Below are 14672 nucleotides of genomic sequence, written 5' to 3'. Positions count from 1 at the left end.
AATAAATGTTGTATTTTGTTATTTTTTTAACCGTAATAGTAATTGCAATAATACTATTTGTTACTACTCATCCAACGTTTGGAGTTAGTCCAAGTAAATTGGATATAGAGAAATATAATCTATACACCAATTTCTCCAATGGGAAATTTAGCAATCAAAGCCCAACCAATATGCAAATGAATTTTTCAACGATCGTTTCTTTATTGAAAGATTCTATTACAGCAAAAAACGACCGTAAACCCAAGAACCCGATACCGATTTCGTTTGATTGGAACACAATCCGAAGTGATAAAGACAGTTTGACTTGGTTTGGTCATTCAACATTCTTACTGAACTTAGATAATAAAAAGATATTGATTGACCCGATGTTTGGACCATCACCTTCGCCCGTTTCTTTTATAGGGAGCAAGCGCTATAGTGAGGATCTGTTATATGTTATTAATGAGCTGCCGCAAATGGATGCGGTTTTCATAACCCATGATCATTATGATCATTTAGATTATCCATCGATTTTAAAATTAAAAGATAAAGTCGGCCATTTTTTTGTTCCCATGGGCGTAACTGGTCATTTACGCAGGTGGGGGGTACATCCAGAAAAAATAACTGAATTAAATTGGTGGGAGGAACGGAAATGGGAAGGTTTAACGATTGCAGCGGTTCCATCACAACATTTTTCAGGGAGAGGCATGTTTAATCGAGACTCTACATTGTGGGTGGGGTGGGTAATTATCGGGAAAAAATACAGGTTATATACAAGTGGTGATGGGGGTTATGGTCCTCATTTTAAAGAGATTGGAGAAAAGTACGGTCCATTCGATCTTACATTAATGGAAGGGGGGCAATATGATAAGCGATGGGCCTCAATCCATATGATGCCGGAAGAATCCGTCCAAGCTCATCTTGATGTAAAAGGTAAAAACATGATGCTGATTCATTGGGGTGCATTTACACTGGCTTATCATTCCTGGACAGACCCAATAGAACGAGCAATGCAAATGGCCAAGGAAAGAGGAGTTAACTTACTAACTCCAAAAATTGGAGAAACTGTTTTCCTAAAAGAAACCATGCCAACTTCAATACCTTGGTGGAAATAGTTTCGTCATTTTAAATTCAGCGGATGCCTGTAGCGGTAGGTTCACTCAAATTCTAGTGTCCTTCTGCGTATGGCTATCCGCCTTTTTTCTATTTGTTACGGTTTTCAATAAATTTTACAACATCACCGACTGTTTGAAGAGTCGCAGCAACTTTGTCACTAATTTCGATCGCGAATTCATCTTCAATTTCCATCGTTAGGTTCACCATATCAAGCGAATCAGCTTCGAAGTCGTCTTTAAATGATGATTCCTTTGTGACATTCTCGATTTTGACACCGAGTTGGTCTGCAATGATTGGCTTTAACTTTTCAAATGTAGTCATTGTCCATCCTCCTAAGTAGCTATAGCCATCATTATATCAATCTAATTCGGAACGTAAAAGATAAAAGAATTGCCAATATCCTGTGAATATTGGACTATATGAAAGTGGGGATAACAAAATTGGTACGATTGTCCTAATATAGCCTGCCTTCAAAGTGGATGGTCTATTTTTCAGTGAATTGGATGGTTAAAGAATCTTCAAGTTGCGTTATGATAGATTTGAATAATAATTCTATTAGTTAATAAAAATATTAATGGCATTTAATACGAGGTGCAGCATGGAAATTATGATCGGTTTGGTTATATTGATATTAATTTTTTCTATAGTTTCAACTTTATTTATTACAGGAAAGCCTGATGAAAACTACACCAGCTCAACAAAAAGAAATACTACAAACTTAACATTAATATACGCAGTAATTATTCCCTTATCTTTAGTTGCACTTGGGATCTATATTTGGTTGAAATAGTCAATAAATAGCTAAAAGACAGTCTATAATGTTATGCCCCGTAAAGTTAGATCCCAATCTAGCATTTACGGGGTGTTTTTTAGATCAGTTAGAAACAATCGTTAGCGCTTCGGCAAACCTCTTTATTCCTTTATTGATTATTTCTTGATTCTCCCTAGCGAAGGTAAAACGGACGTATCCATTTTCAGTCCCCAATGTTGTACCAGGGACATAAATGACTCCTTTTTTAATGGATTCTTCTAGTAATTGGATTTCATTAAACTCCCTTTTTATCCGGCACCACAAATGAATTCCACCATGAGGAATGTAAAATTCGATTTGATCTTCTAAAAATGCATTCAAACTTGCCACCATTTGATCTCTACGACTTTCTAATTCCTTAACTAATTTCTTCATATGAACTTCGAAATCAGCGGAATCTAAAAAATCGTTTGCAACCCATTGGGAGTAACTTGCATGTCCAAAGTCGACTTGCTGTTTAGCATCTGATAATCTTTCAATCACCGCTTTTGGCCCAATAATCCATCCTATTCTCAAACCGGAGGCAACAATTTTTGTCAAAGAGCTTATATATAAAACATTCCCATGAATGTCTAATGATTTAAGAGTTTGAATTTTTTCCTTTGAAAAAGAGGTTAAACTGTACGGATCATCCTCTACAACGGGAATCCCATATTCAGATGATAGTTCTAGTATCTTTTTTCTACGTTCTAAAGACAGTAGCGTGCCAGTGGGATTTTGAAAAATAGGATTCAAGAAAATCATCCGTATTCTATGTTTTTTATATAATTCCGTTATATCGTCCGGGTTCACTCCGTCCTTATCAGATTTTAAATAATAGGTTTTTATTCCTGTTGATTTAAATATCGGCAGATTGAAATGATAGGAAGGATTTTCGATTGCAACTGCGTCCCCAGGTTTTAACAAACATTGCACGACAAGGTGCAATGCTTGCTGTGCCCCAGATGTTATTAGTATATTAGCTGGGTTGGTTTCTATCGCTCGAAACTGGCTAACATGGTTTGTTAGGGTTTCACGCAAGATAGCGTTACCTTGTGGATGGTCATATCCCAAGGTTCCCATAAAGGATCGATTGGAGGTAATTTTTCTAAGTGAGTCCATTGGAAATAGGTCCTGGGATAACTCCCCACTAGCTAAATTTATTAGTTTATGCAATGCCATTTCTTTATGGATTCTCTGGGTTACAGGTAAATTAGGCAGAAAAGAACCGGCCTCAATGTACCTGTTCCAACTGGGAATCCGTTTCTTGGCAATGCCCCAAATATCCTTACTAACGGTTGTACCGCTGCCTCTATTTCTATCAATCAGTCCATTAGATTCCAATTCGTTGTATGCAGCGATTACGGTGCTCCTGTTTATTCCAAGTTCTTTGGCCATACTTCTTTCAGATGGCAAAGGTTTATCTGGCGGAAAACTCCCATCAGCAATCCCGTTTTCGATATAGATAGCAAGTTGTTTATAAATAGGTATTTTAGATTCTCTATCAGGTTTCCAATCCATTGCGTACATCCTTTTTTCAAATTTAAGTCTATAAATAATATTGTATACTTTTTCAAATGATAATTCATGGCAGATACCTATTAATGAGATTGTGATTAAAAGTTTTATAGTAAAATGGCAGGCGAATGATAAAGGTAGAGCGTATAGAATTGGGTTTAATGATGCCAAGGTGTGATAGTCAAATTTTAATAATAGTGTATAATATATATATATGTACCTACAAATATTATATATAAGAATGAATTTAATAAGTTGGTATAAGATATGGAGGTTTTAAAATGAAGTTTCCACATGATTTTTTATTTGGAGCAGCATCTGCTTCTTATCAAATAGAAGGTGCATGGAATGAAGATGGTAAAGGAGAAACAAATTGGGATGTCTTTTCAAAGATTCCAGGGAAAACGTATTTGGGCACAAATGGTGATTTAGCGATTGATCATTATCATTGGTACAAAGAAGATATTAAATTAATGGCCGAAATGGGACTGGAATCATACCGATTTTCGATCTCGTGGGCACGGATCTTGCCAACAGGCGACGGCGAAGTTAACGAAAAAGGTTTGGAATTTTATAATAATGTCATTAATGAATGCTTACAATATGGGATTGTTCCATTTGTAACCCTGTATCATTGGGATTTACCTCTTTCGCTTGAAGAAGATGGGGGATGGACGTATAAGCGGACAGCTGAAGCCTTTGTTAAGTATGCTGAGATTTGTTTTCGGGCATTCGGCGATCGAGTCAAGCATTGGATCACGTTTAATGAAACGGTTATGTTTACCGGACTAGGCTATTTAAAAGGAGCCCATCCGCCTGGTATTCAAAACGATGAGAAAAAATATTTTCAAGCTACGCATTACGTGTTTTATGCGCATGCAAAAGCCGTTGAAGTCTATAAGGAACTAAATTATTACGGAGAGATTGGGATTACCCATGTTTTCTTACCAGCCTATAGCGTAGATGATAAACAAGAGAATCTGGTAGCTGCCAAACATGCGAATGAGTATGAAACTTTTTGGTATTATGACCCTATTTTGAAAGGGGAATATCCGTCTTATGTAGTGGAGCAACTACTTGAGAAAGGTTGGACTCCGAGTTGGACTGATGAAGAACTGGATACGTTAAAAAGAAATGCGGCAAAAAATGATTTTATTGGACTTAATTATTACCAGCCAATTCGTGTTGAAAAAAATCATGAACCTGTTTCAACGATGGAACATTCAAGAGAAACATCGACACTATCTCCTGGAAACCCATCGTTTGATGGCTTTTATCGAACCGTAAAAATGGAGGATAAAACGTATACAAAATGGGGCTGGGAAATCTCCCCACAAGGATTTTTAGACGGCCTGCATATGTTAAAAGAGCGTTATGGTGAAATAAAAATGTATGTAACTGAAAACGGGCTTGGAGATGAAGACCCGATTATTGATGGTGAAGTGGTGGACGTCCCTCGTATTAAATACATTGAGGAACACTTAAAAGTGATCAAAACTGCCATTCAAGAAGGAATTCATTTAAAAGGGTATTATGCATGGTCGGTAATTGATTTATTAAGCTGGCTAAACGGGTATAAAAAGCAATATGGATTTATTTACGTGGATCATAAGGACAATTTAAACCGTAAGAAAAAACTGTCGTATCATTGGTATAAGCATGTCATTGAGACGCGAGGAGAAGAGCTGTAACTCAAAGCAGTTCTGGAGTGTCCGAAAAACAAAATGAAAAGCATATATGGTCACACCATTTGGAATATTGTAACGAATTGCTAGTAAATCGTATTATAGGGAGATTAGATGGTGGCTGTAAAATATAAAGAAATAGCTGATCGTTTAGAACAGGAAATTCAAGTCGGACTATTTGATAAAACAAAAAAGCTGCCGACGGAAGAAGAGCTGATAAAAAAGTTCGCAGTAAGCCGCAATACGATTCGAAAAGCTATTACTCAACTTGTCAATCGGGGCTATATCTATCAGGTGCAAGGCAGCGGCATGTTTTTACGGGAAAAATCAGTCAAGGATTATATCAATTTAGGCAGTCTTAGAGGATTAACAAAAGATTTGTCTTCAAGCTTTATTGAGACGAAAATTCTCTCATTACGAATGATTGAAGCAGATGAAGAAAAAGCAAGGCAAATGAGTTGTGAAGCAGGAGCAAAACTTTATTATGTTAAACGGCTTCGTATTGTTGATCAAGAGTCCTTTTCCATTGAAATAAGTTATTTTAAAAAGGACATTGTTCCTTATTTAAATGAAGAAATTGCAATAAGTTCAATTTATAGTTACCTGATTAACGACTTAAAATTAAACATTGGGTTTGCTGACAAAGTCATTAACTGTGAAAAAATCGATGAAGCAACTGCGAGCTTGCTGCAAATAAATCCGCAAGATCCCGCATTGATTATCGAAAACACAGTATGCTTAACAAACGGAACCATCTTTGAATGGTCTAAATCCATTTTTCATTATCAAAAAGCAAAAATCTTAAATCGAATAAATTTTAAATAAATCTAAGGGGCGATACTTTGCAGGTATCGCTCCTATTTTGCTCTGAATGATAACCCACTTGTTTCCAAAGCAGACCTAAGTTTTGGTAACGAAGCCGGCCCCATACCGTGAAATTGCAAAATTTCCTTTTCACTAAAGGTAGATAGTTGTTCCACAGTAGTGATCCCATTGTGCTCCAATGCACGTCTAGCGGGGGCGGATAGCTGCGAAAGAAATCCGCTTTCAGGCTTTCGTTCTTGCTCACAAGTCGGGCAGGTTGGACAGTCGCTACTTTTGTAGTATTTGTGTCCCTCGGTACAGGTACGTAAACTTTTATTTGAAGATGTCATATAAATGTCTCCTTTACTTCTCCGATCGATATCTCTATTATAACGGAGATTCCATCCATATAAAATAACGCAATTCAATAGATTATGGTATTGCCTTTATTTTTTAAAAAATATCAAGTATTACTATTTTTTTGTCTGAACAGTATAATCATGAATGGGAGATGAGACAAATGAATAAAAAAGACATTGCCAATATCCGAAAACAATTTAAATTAGACAATCATCTTATGAATATTCGAGAAATCTTTAATGTTTATGTAAAGAAAGAATCTGGTGAGATTTATCATCAAGTTAGTCAACCATTTCAAATGTTAGAACAGGAACCCCAAGAACTGTTTTTGGCTAATTTTAAAAAAGTTTTATCAGGTGCTCTTGATGCTAAACTATTTGAACTGAAATTCCAACGTGATGTTGAGGACAGTGCACAAAGTATTCTCTTTGAAGGTTTACAAGCAGATTCAATGGATGATTGGAATGAATCCATGCTGGAAATCGTTGCGAAAATGTTTGCAAATACTGTGTATGAATTTGATACAGTAGTAACATTTATCAGGTGCGAATATCGAAAAGTTACTAAGAAACGTAATGCCGAATCTGAACAAGGCGGAGATGATGAGGTTTATTCCAATGAGTTTATCCTTTGCAGTCTCAATAAAATCGATCAACCAAAAAGAGCCTTGCTGTTTGATTATATCGAAAAAGAATTCAAATCGTATAATGTCGTGGATCCAATCATCAATTTAGAATCACCATTGTCAGGGTTTCTGTTCCCTGCTTTTAATGATAATGCTGCTGATGTGAACCATATTCTCTATTATACTGGAAAAGTAAATCAGCCGGATTTCACCTTTATCGGAGATATTCTCAATTGTGAAGACATTATTACTGCCCAGGAAGATAAGGATGGCTTCGAGCTTATTTTAAAGGAAGTAATAGGGGACGAGGTTGATTCTAGGGTCATATCGAATGTTTATGAGGAAATTGATAAAGTGGTCCAGGAGTATGAAGCAAGTGAAGAAAAAGAAGAAAATGAAGCCCCTAAGTTGGATTTTCGAGACATAGAGCGCATTTTAACCGTAAGTGGGGTTGAAGATGTCGATACTGCCAAAGTGGAACATGCCTTCAAAAGTATCATTGCTGACGAAACCCATGAATTTAAAGCAAGCAATTTAGTTCCTAAATCAATAAAAATTAGCACGAGGCTGGCAGATGTTACCATCAATCCGAAAGACTTGAAAAATGTAAAATATATCACCTATGAAGGAAAAAGATGTCTATTGTTAGAAGTGGATGAAGAAGTGGTCGTGGAAGGATTTCGATTGGAAGCAAATACACTCTAGAATATATGAGGCAGTTGATTCATTCACTATCCGAGAGTGAATTCCGAATTAACTCTTAATAAAACCGACCTTTTTCAAAAATAGAAAGGTCGGTTTTTAGTTTGATGTTTCTTAGAAGTGTTTAATTGATTAGCCGTGATGTTCTTCAGCAGCCATGGCCGCTGCTTTAGTTTTATGAACAGTCCCAAAAGGATGATTAGGTGGTGCATAAATCGAATAAAGTTTAAGTGGTTTATTTCCAGTATTGATCACATTATGCCATGTTCCAGCAGGGACCATAATCGCATAATCATCAGTAACTCTTTTCTCAAAATCTAAATGGTCTTTTCTAGGCCCCATTCGAACGATCCCTTGCCCATCTTCGACGCGCAAGAACTGATCCACAAACGGATGAACTTCTAACCCGATGTCTTCTCCCACATTAATACTCATCAAAGTAACCTGTAAATGATTTCCAGTCCATATGGCTGTTCGATAATTCTTGTTTTGCTTGGTTGCCTTGTTAATATTCACAACGTATGGCTTCTTTCCGTAATCATGTAATACATTTCGGTTATCATTGGATGAGTGGACATAACCAAATTGGTTAGAATGACCCTTCTCATGAGGTGATGTCCAGTAAACAGGCTGACTTATATAGGGATCTATGGGTGCTACGGGATAATACGGATGTGGGTATCGATACATATTAGGATCATAGTACATTTTTCTCATTCCTTTCATAAATACATAAAATTATCCTATGCACAACGGACAACAGCGGTGACAAACAGCGGTGACAGGCACCATTTATGCAAAAAATGAAGATTATGCATCGTTATTTGCATAATTTTTTTACGAATTTATTCCATTATGGTTTTGGTTTTGTTAAATTAAAAGATAGGAAAAAAGTATGAAATGAGGAAAATAATTTGAGTGCAATGATGAAGCAAAAATCCAATAAGCTGAAAATGGTTTTACGAGCATTATTGGTTATTATTGGGGCCTTTATTACAGCGTATGGACTAGATTCTGTATTAATCCCCAACAACGTATCAGATGGTGGTGTGACAGGTCTGAGTATCGTTGGTTCAAAATTAATTGGTTTACCATTAGGACTGTTAATAGCAGTACTGAATATTCCATTTGTCTTTTTGGGGTATAAACAGATTGGTACAAGCTTTGCGATTTATTCGATTATTGGTATTGCGTCCTTATCAATCGGAACAACTGTTATGCACCATGTACCAACCATTATTCAAGGTGATACATTATTAATAACTGTTGTTGGCGGTATCATCATCGGTTTTGGAATGGGATTAGCATTACGAAATGGCGGCGCGTTAGATGGAATTGATATGTTAGCCGTTCTTCTTTCTCGCAAATTACCTTTTGGAACAAGTGATCTGATTCTTTTCTTAAATATGTTTGTTTTTATTGTGGTTTCAACTGTCTTCGGACTCCAAGGAGCCATTCTATCGGCAATCGCTTATTATATTGCTTCTAAGGTCATTCATATCGTGGAAGAAGGTTTAAGTGGTTCTAAAACCTTTAAGATCATTACAAATCAACCTGAATTAATGGTCGAGAGGATTCGTGAGCAGCTAGGACGTGGGGCAACGTATAAGCTGGTTGAAGGCGGTTATTCAAATCAAACGTTCAAAGAAATCAATTGTGTGGTTAACCGTTTAGAAGAAAGTAAAATGAAAGAAATCATTAACGAAATTGACACAAATTCCTTTGTTATCGTATATGACGTAGCAGAAGTTAAGGGTGGTACATTCAAAAAGCATGATATTCATTAAAGTAAAATATAATGAACCGCAATTTGCGGTTTTTTTTTGTTTGCAAAAATATAAAGGTATGAATGTCAGATAGGTAACCTTCTTACACCACAAAAAAACCCATTTCTATCTACAATCCTCCAATTTCCATTCCTAAAAATGAGTGATAGTATCAAGTAATGACAAAAGGGGTGGAACGTAATGTTTCTTAGGGGATTGAAGACGGAAGATGAAGCCGTCGTTCAAAGATCTATTAGTCCAGGTTTACTGGCTTTGTACGTTGACACGTTAGTCATGGCCATCGGTTTTTATATGCTAGTTCCCATTTTAAGTGTATATTTTATTAATCATTTAGGCATGAGTACTGCTCTTTCTGGATCGATTATTGCAGTCAGTGGTATAGCCCAAAATGGATTTCGTTTTTTTTGTGGGATAGCCGCCGATCGGATTGGATATAAGAAAGCCATTTTAATCGGAGTCGGGATTCGCATTGTTGGCTTCACCTTATATGGAATTGTTGATCATCCAGCAGGTTTTGCAATTGCTGCATTTATTTCCGGTTTGGGTGGTGCGCTCTTCCATCCGGCAAGCTTTGGCGCCTATGCCAAAAACGTAAGTGAAGCTATGAAAACAAAGATCTTTAGTATTCGTGAGACTCTCAGTAATGTTGGCTTTATTTTAGGTCCCGTTATTGGAATGTTTCTTCTTCAGTTCGATTTTTCTCTGGTGTGTTTTTCATCCGCATTTATGTTTGTGCTGGCATTGCTACTATCTTGGTTTCTACTGCCCGAAATGGCTGGTAAAACGACAGAAAAAGAGAAAATTATCCCAATCGCCAAAAAAATAGTAAGAGATAGGAATTTTCTACTATTTTGCATGCTGATTATCGGTGTTTGGGCATTAAACGTTCAGCTGTATCTTTCCGTACCCGTAAGAATGAAAGTGTTACACGAAAATGTTGAAAATATAGCCTTTCTATATATGGCTGGAGCCATATTTATGGTTCTGTTGCAAATTCCATTGTTACAAATTTTATCGAAGAGAGTTCATCAACTAAAAATTATGGCTGTAGGAACATTCCTGCTAGGAATAAGTTTGTTGATATTTGGCTTCACAACGGGACTTTGGTCGATGTTAGGGGCGGTGCTAATTTTCACCCTTGGACAAATGTTAGTTGTACCTACAATGAATCACTTAATTTCAAATTTCTCTGATTCACAATCCTTTGCAACCTATTTTGGATTTACCGGCTGGAGTTTTGCTCTCGGCGGCTTCTTGGGTAATACAGGAGGAGGATATCTTCATGATCTTACATTTCAAAGTCACTATTCTTTCGTACCATGGATGACGATGTTTCTATTCGGATGTTTCATTTCCATTATTTTTTATAGGAATGGATCTAAAACCTAAAAAAAACACATAGCTAGCTAAAATGTCTCCAAAGTACTAATTGGTTTGTAATGTTAAACTGCAATCAATAGGAAAATAAAAAACTCAAGTTAGAAGTCTTAAAATTTAGAAAACGATTATTAAGGAGGTCAAAGTGCGAAGTACAATGTAAACAAAGAGATTAGGAGGGAAAACTAGATGAAAAGTACGGTCGTCCAAAATTTAAGTACAGAACCAAACATTACGATAAAAAAGGAATCTCATTTTCGTCAAGCACTTGGAAGACTTAACAAATATAAAGCGCTTTATTTCATATCATTACCAGGAATCCTATATTTTCTAGTCTTTAAATATACACCGCTAATGGGATCGATTATAGCTTTCAAGGATTACAATATTTTTGTAGGTATATGGGACAGCACTTGGGTTGGTCTCAAACATTTTCAGGCTCTTTTTGAGAATCCAGATTCTATTCGTGTATTAAAAAACACGCTGCTCCTAAGCTTTTATGATATATTAATTTTTCCTGCACCTTTGATTTTAGCATTGTTATTGAATGAATTAAGGTTAGTACTTTATAAAAGGTTAATTCAAACGATTGTCTATATGCCGCATTTTCTTTCTTGGGTAATTATTAGCGGCTTGTTTATTGGAATTCTTTCTCCGACTACTGGTATTTTAAATAAATTTATTGAATGGTTAGGACATGAGCCGATTTATTTTATGGGTTCTGAAGATTTTATCCGTCCGATACTGGTGCTCACTTATTTATGGCAAAGTGTGGGCTGGGGAACGATTATTTACTTAGCAGCACTTGCAGGCGTCAACCCGGAACTCTATGAAGCTGCAAAAGTAGACGGGGCCAATAGACTTCAGCAAATTTGGAATGTAACAGTTCCAGCAATTCTTCCAACGTTCAGTATTTTATTCCTGCTCCATATTGGACATTTTCTTGATTTCGGTTTTGAAAGGGTTTACGTATTCCTCAATCCGTTGAACCAGGCAAATGGAGATATTCTTGATACTTATATATACGATGTAGGTCTACGGAATGCCCAGTACAGTTTTACGACTGCAATAGGACTATTAAAATCAGTTGTCGGACTCGTACTCTTGGTAGTGGCAAATTTTGTCAGTAAGAAAGTATCAGGGAACAGTTTATATTAGGAGGGGAAAAGATGAAATATAGTACAAGCATAAAATCGAAAATATTTGATGTCGGAAATATGTTATTTTTAGCGTTTCTCTCACTAACGATGTTACTTCCATTAATATCCGTATTTGCTAAATCATTCAGTAATTCGAATGCCATTGCGAAAGGAGAGGTCTTCTTTTGGCCGGTAGATTTTACTTTAATCAACTATGAATATGTGTTTCACGATGCGTCCATTTGGAGGGCATTTCTGGTTTCAGTGATTATTACAGTAGGCGGGACATTTATTAACTTATTAGCGACAACATCCCTTGCTTATCCACTGTCAAGACCGGAATATAAAGGGAAAAAAGTCATTTTATTCATGGTATTATTCACAATGATTTTTTCCGCACCGTTAATACCCTCGTATTTAGTTGTTAAAAGCTTTGGAATGATTGATACGCTCTGGGCATTAATTATTCCAAGTATGATTAGTGCATTCAATTTCTTTGTAATGAGATCGTTCTTCTTAAATATACCAAGCACATTAATCGATGCAGCACGAATAGACGGTCTGGGGGAGCTGGGTATCTTACTCCGCATCGTATTACCACTATCAAAACCTGTTTTAGCAACAATTGGTATTTTTTATGGTGTGAGCCACTGGAATAGCTATCAAACTGCTTTGTATTACTTAAATGATCCAAAATTGTATCCGTTGCAGGTAAAATTAAGACAAATGTTAGTCAATGATGAAATGTCTGTTGAAGCCAATTCTGTGTACTCTACCATTGCATTAAATTCACCAGAAGGTATTCAAATGGCTACAGTAGTAGTTGCAACACTGCCAATCTTATTGTTGTATCCATTTTTACAGAAGCATTTTGTAAAAGGAACCATGATTGGGTCAATTAAAGAGTAATTATAAAAAAATCCCAAGTAGACTAAAAGAAAGTCCATTGTTGATAGATTCATTGAAAGAATATAATCAATTCAAGCAAATGAAAACGCTTGCTTTCTAAAAAATAAAGGGGGTAGAATTAATGAAAGATTTCAAACAAGCCTTACAGATTTTGGCAGTTGCACTTTTTTCGCTTATTTTACTAGTAGGTTGCCAAAGTAAGCCAACATCTGAAAAAACAGATGAAAAAAAAGAAACAGAAGAGGAATCAAAGGAACCATTGAAATTCTCGATCTCCATGCGTACACTGGCTTTTACTCATGTAGAAAATTCTCCTAATATTAATGAGGATGAGTATGTAAAAGAGTTGGAAAAGTTAACGAACACAGATTTAGATATTCGTCTTATGCCGCATAATGAATACTCGACAAAAATGGACTTAATGTTTGCTTCAGGAGATATTCCAGATGTTGTCCAGACATCTGCTGGTTTTGGGGAAGGAAGCGGACAATCTTTACAACAGGCTGTTGAAGCAGGTGTGTTTTTGCCACTTGACGATTTAATTGAAAAGTATGGATCAAATTTGAAAAAGTATATTCCGGAGGAAGCTTGGAAGAAACAAAGATATAAGGATGGTAAGATTTATTCAATTCCAGAGTACCTATCTAATCCTTCACGGAGAGCCACATATGTCCGTAAAGACTTACTCGATAAAGCCGGTTTGGAAGTACCAAAAACCGTTGAAGAAACGTTAAATGTATTACGTGAATTTAAGAAAATGGGTGTAGCACAGCCATTTGGCGGACGTACAGATTTCAAGTATGCAGATACTTTCTTTGGAGCATACGATGTTTTGCCTTACAGTAGCATGTGGGAACTAGATAAAGATGGAAAACCTGTACCGAAGTTCTTTGATTCAAAAAATATGGAGGAAGCCCTTAAAACATATAAGACCATGTATGATGAAGGGTTGCTGCATAAAGAATTTTTAACAATCGATTCAAAGCAGTATAAAAATGACGCGATCACTGGCAACATTGGAATGTGGTCCATGAATGCCAATGAATTATTACAATGGGAGCAGCAGCTAAAGGAAAATGTACCTGATGCTGAAATTGCGATTATTCCATCTCCTGTAGGACCAGACGGCAAAGGTGGATATTACCTTTATGGTGATGTAACGCGTGCTTATGCCATCAATAAAGAAACAAAAAATCCAGAACGGATTATTAAATTCTTTGACTGGATGCTATCTGAAGAAGCAGCAAAGTACTTCACATATGGAATTGAAGGAAAAGACTTCACGATGGATAGTGGAAAAGTAAACTACAAGACTCCTGAAACTGTTGATGAAGTGAATATTGAACGTTACCGAACCGCTTTCCTTTGGATGGTCCAGGATACCACTTATATTAAGGGGTTACTAGAAATGACACCTGAAGGTCAGGAACTGATTAAGGTGTACGATGACATTCTTGCAAAAGAAGGCCGGGATGGGATAAATTTTGATCCTCCATTGAAGGCTTTGGATACACTGCCTGATCTTCAGCCAAGTTCGGATACTCCGCCAAAAGTGTTGATGGGACATATGGCTAAGATGATCACTGGCGCTGAACCAATCAGCGATTGGCCAAAGGTAGTTGAGGAATGGAAAACAAGAGGCGGTGCTAAGGCATTAGAAGAAGCTGCTGAAAGATATAAAAACAAAGAATTTACAGAATCAAGAAGAAAATAACCATGTTAGGCTGTCCTAAAATTTACTTTAGGATAGCCTTCTTCCATTTGGCCGTGTCATACAGCCTAACCTATCGACGTTTTATTTAGTTTTCCGAAATAATTCTACTTTTTCCTACAGAATTCATTGTATAATAATTAATAGTTCTAAAATTCAAAAAAATGGGG

The 14672-nt window shown here is 36.5% G+C and carries 13 protein-coding genes; 9 read left to right on the top strand and 4 right to left on the bottom strand.

Features of this window, described 5'->3' with window-relative positions; translation table 11 throughout:
• Positions 1-5 precede the first annotated feature (5 nt).
• The gene (locus BLR86_RS20160; protein ID WP_090765795.1) at positions 6-1094 is read left to right on the top strand and encodes an MBL fold metallo-hydrolase; all 1089 of its coding nucleotides are present in this window, start codon (positions 6-8) and stop codon (positions 1092-1094) included.
• Positions 1095-1182: 88 nt separating this feature from the next.
• Here the strand turns inward: BLR86_RS20160 and acpP are convergent, their stop codons facing one another.
• Both acpP and BLR86_RS20145 read right to left on the bottom strand, forming a co-directional pair.
• Positions 1183-1416 carry an acyl carrier protein gene (gene acpP, locus BLR86_RS20155; protein ID WP_090765792.1) on the bottom strand — a complete coding sequence of 78 codons (234 nt, stop codon included), beginning with the start codon at positions 1414-1416 and terminating at the stop codon, positions 1183-1185.
• A 553-nt stretch (positions 1417-1969) separates the two neighbouring features.
• Positions 1970-3406 (bottom strand): MocR-like pyridoxine biosynthesis transcription factor PdxR, encoded by a 1437-nt coding sequence (locus BLR86_RS20145; protein ID WP_090765786.1) that lies wholly within the window; start codon positions 3404-3406, stop codon positions 1970-1972.
• Between the two features lie 278 nt (positions 3407-3684).
• Between BLR86_RS20145 and BLR86_RS20140 the strand changes: the two genes are divergently transcribed.
• Positions 3685-5094: a glycoside hydrolase family 1 protein gene (locus BLR86_RS20140; protein ID WP_090765783.1), complete on the top strand. Its 1410-nt coding sequence runs from the start codon at positions 3685-3687 to the stop codon at positions 5092-5094.
• A 111-nt stretch (positions 5095-5205) separates the two neighbouring features.
• Positions 5206-5913, top strand: coding sequence for a GntR family transcriptional regulator (locus BLR86_RS20135; RefSeq protein ID WP_090765780.1), 708 nt, complete (start codon positions 5206-5208; stop codon positions 5911-5913).
• A gap of 32 nt (positions 5914-5945) precedes the next feature.
• Here the strand turns inward: BLR86_RS20135 and BLR86_RS20130 are convergent, their stop codons facing one another.
• Positions 5946-6242, bottom strand: a complete 297-nt coding sequence (locus tag BLR86_RS20130; protein ID WP_090765777.1) for an RNA polymerase alpha subunit C-terminal domain-containing protein — start codon at positions 6240-6242, stop codon at positions 5946-5948.
• 170 nt (positions 6243-6412) lie between these two features.
• On the opposite strand from BLR86_RS20130, the gene BLR86_RS20125 reads away from it, so the two are divergent.
• A complete protein-coding gene (locus BLR86_RS20125; protein WP_090765774.1) occupies positions 6413-7582 on the top strand; it encodes a DUF4317 domain-containing protein in 1170 nt (389 codons plus the stop codon).
• A gap of 129 nt (positions 7583-7711) precedes the next feature.
• Here the strand turns inward: BLR86_RS20125 and BLR86_RS20120 are convergent, their stop codons facing one another.
• Positions 7712-8287 (bottom strand): cupin domain-containing protein, encoded by a 576-nt coding sequence (locus tag BLR86_RS20120; RefSeq protein ID WP_090765772.1) that lies wholly within the window; start codon positions 8285-8287, stop codon positions 7712-7714.
• Between the two features lie 215 nt (positions 8288-8502).
• Between BLR86_RS20120 and BLR86_RS20115 the strand changes: the two genes are divergently transcribed.
• From BLR86_RS20115 to BLR86_RS20095, 5 genes are all read left to right on the top strand, one after another.
• Positions 8503-9366 (top strand): YitT family protein, encoded by an 864-nt coding sequence (locus BLR86_RS20115; RefSeq protein ID WP_090765864.1) that lies wholly within the window; start codon positions 8503-8505, stop codon positions 9364-9366.
• Between the two features lie 180 nt (positions 9367-9546).
• Complete coding sequence (locus tag BLR86_RS20110) at positions 9547-10755, top strand: MFS transporter (RefSeq protein WP_090765769.1); 1209 nt, start codon at positions 9547-9549, stop codon at positions 10753-10755.
• Between the two features lie 177 nt (positions 10756-10932).
• Entirely contained in the window at positions 10933-11901 is a 969-nt protein-coding gene (locus tag BLR86_RS20105; protein ID WP_090765766.1) for an ABC transporter permease, read from the top strand.
• Between the two features lie 11 nt (positions 11902-11912).
• Positions 11913-12791 (top strand): carbohydrate ABC transporter permease, encoded by an 879-nt coding sequence (locus tag BLR86_RS20100; RefSeq protein ID WP_090765763.1) that lies wholly within the window; start codon positions 11913-11915, stop codon positions 12789-12791.
• Between the two features lie 121 nt (positions 12792-12912).
• Positions 12913-14505, top strand: coding sequence for an extracellular solute-binding protein (locus BLR86_RS20095; RefSeq protein WP_090765760.1), 1593 nt, complete (start codon positions 12913-12915; stop codon positions 14503-14505).
• The last annotated feature ends 167 nt before the right edge of the window (positions 14506-14672 follow it).

The organism is Bacillus sp. OK048 (assembly GCF_900103525.1).
In the GTDB taxonomy this organism is placed as follows: domain Bacteria; phylum Bacillota; class Bacilli; order Bacillales; family Cytobacillaceae; genus Neobacillus.
The sequence above is the reverse complement of the archived record's forward strand: the minus strand, read 5'-3'. Positions and strand labels throughout refer to the sequence as shown.

Coding starts and splice junctions, on each gene's coding strand:
- BLR86_RS20160 (WP_090765795.1), top strand. CDS start 6: ATGTTGTATTTTGTTATTTTTTTAACCGTAATAGTAATTGCAATAATA.
- acpP (WP_090765792.1), bottom strand. CDS start 1,416: ATGACTACATTTGAAAAGTTAAAGCCAATCATTGCAGACCAACTCGGT.
- BLR86_RS20145 (WP_090765786.1), bottom strand. CDS start 3,406: ATGGATTGGAAACCTGATAGAGAATCTAAAATACCTATTTATAAACAA.
- BLR86_RS20140 (WP_090765783.1), top strand. CDS start 3,685: ATGAAGTTTCCACATGATTTTTTATTTGGAGCAGCATCTGCTTCTTAT.
- BLR86_RS20130 (WP_090765777.1), bottom strand. CDS start 6,242: ATGACATCTTCAAATAAAAGTTTACGTACCTGTACCGAGGGACACAAA.
- BLR86_RS20125 (WP_090765774.1), top strand. CDS start 6,413: ATGAATAAAAAAGACATTGCCAATATCCGAAAACAATTTAAATTAGAC.
- BLR86_RS20120 (WP_090765772.1), bottom strand. CDS start 8,287: ATGTACTATGATCCTAATATGTATCGATACCCACATCCGTATTATCCC.
- BLR86_RS20115 (WP_090765864.1), top strand. CDS start 8,503: ATGATGAAGCAAAAATCCAATAAGCTGAAAATGGTTTTACGAGCATTA.
- BLR86_RS20110 (WP_090765769.1), top strand. CDS start 9,547: ATGTTTCTTAGGGGATTGAAGACGGAAGATGAAGCCGTCGTTCAAAGA.
- BLR86_RS20105 (WP_090765766.1), top strand. CDS start 10,933: ATGAAAAGTACGGTCGTCCAAAATTTAAGTACAGAACCAAACATTACG.
- BLR86_RS20100 (WP_090765763.1), top strand. CDS start 11,913: ATGAAATATAGTACAAGCATAAAATCGAAAATATTTGATGTCGGAAAT.
- BLR86_RS20095 (WP_090765760.1), top strand. CDS start 12,913: ATGAAAGATTTCAAACAAGCCTTACAGATTTTGGCAGTTGCACTTTTT.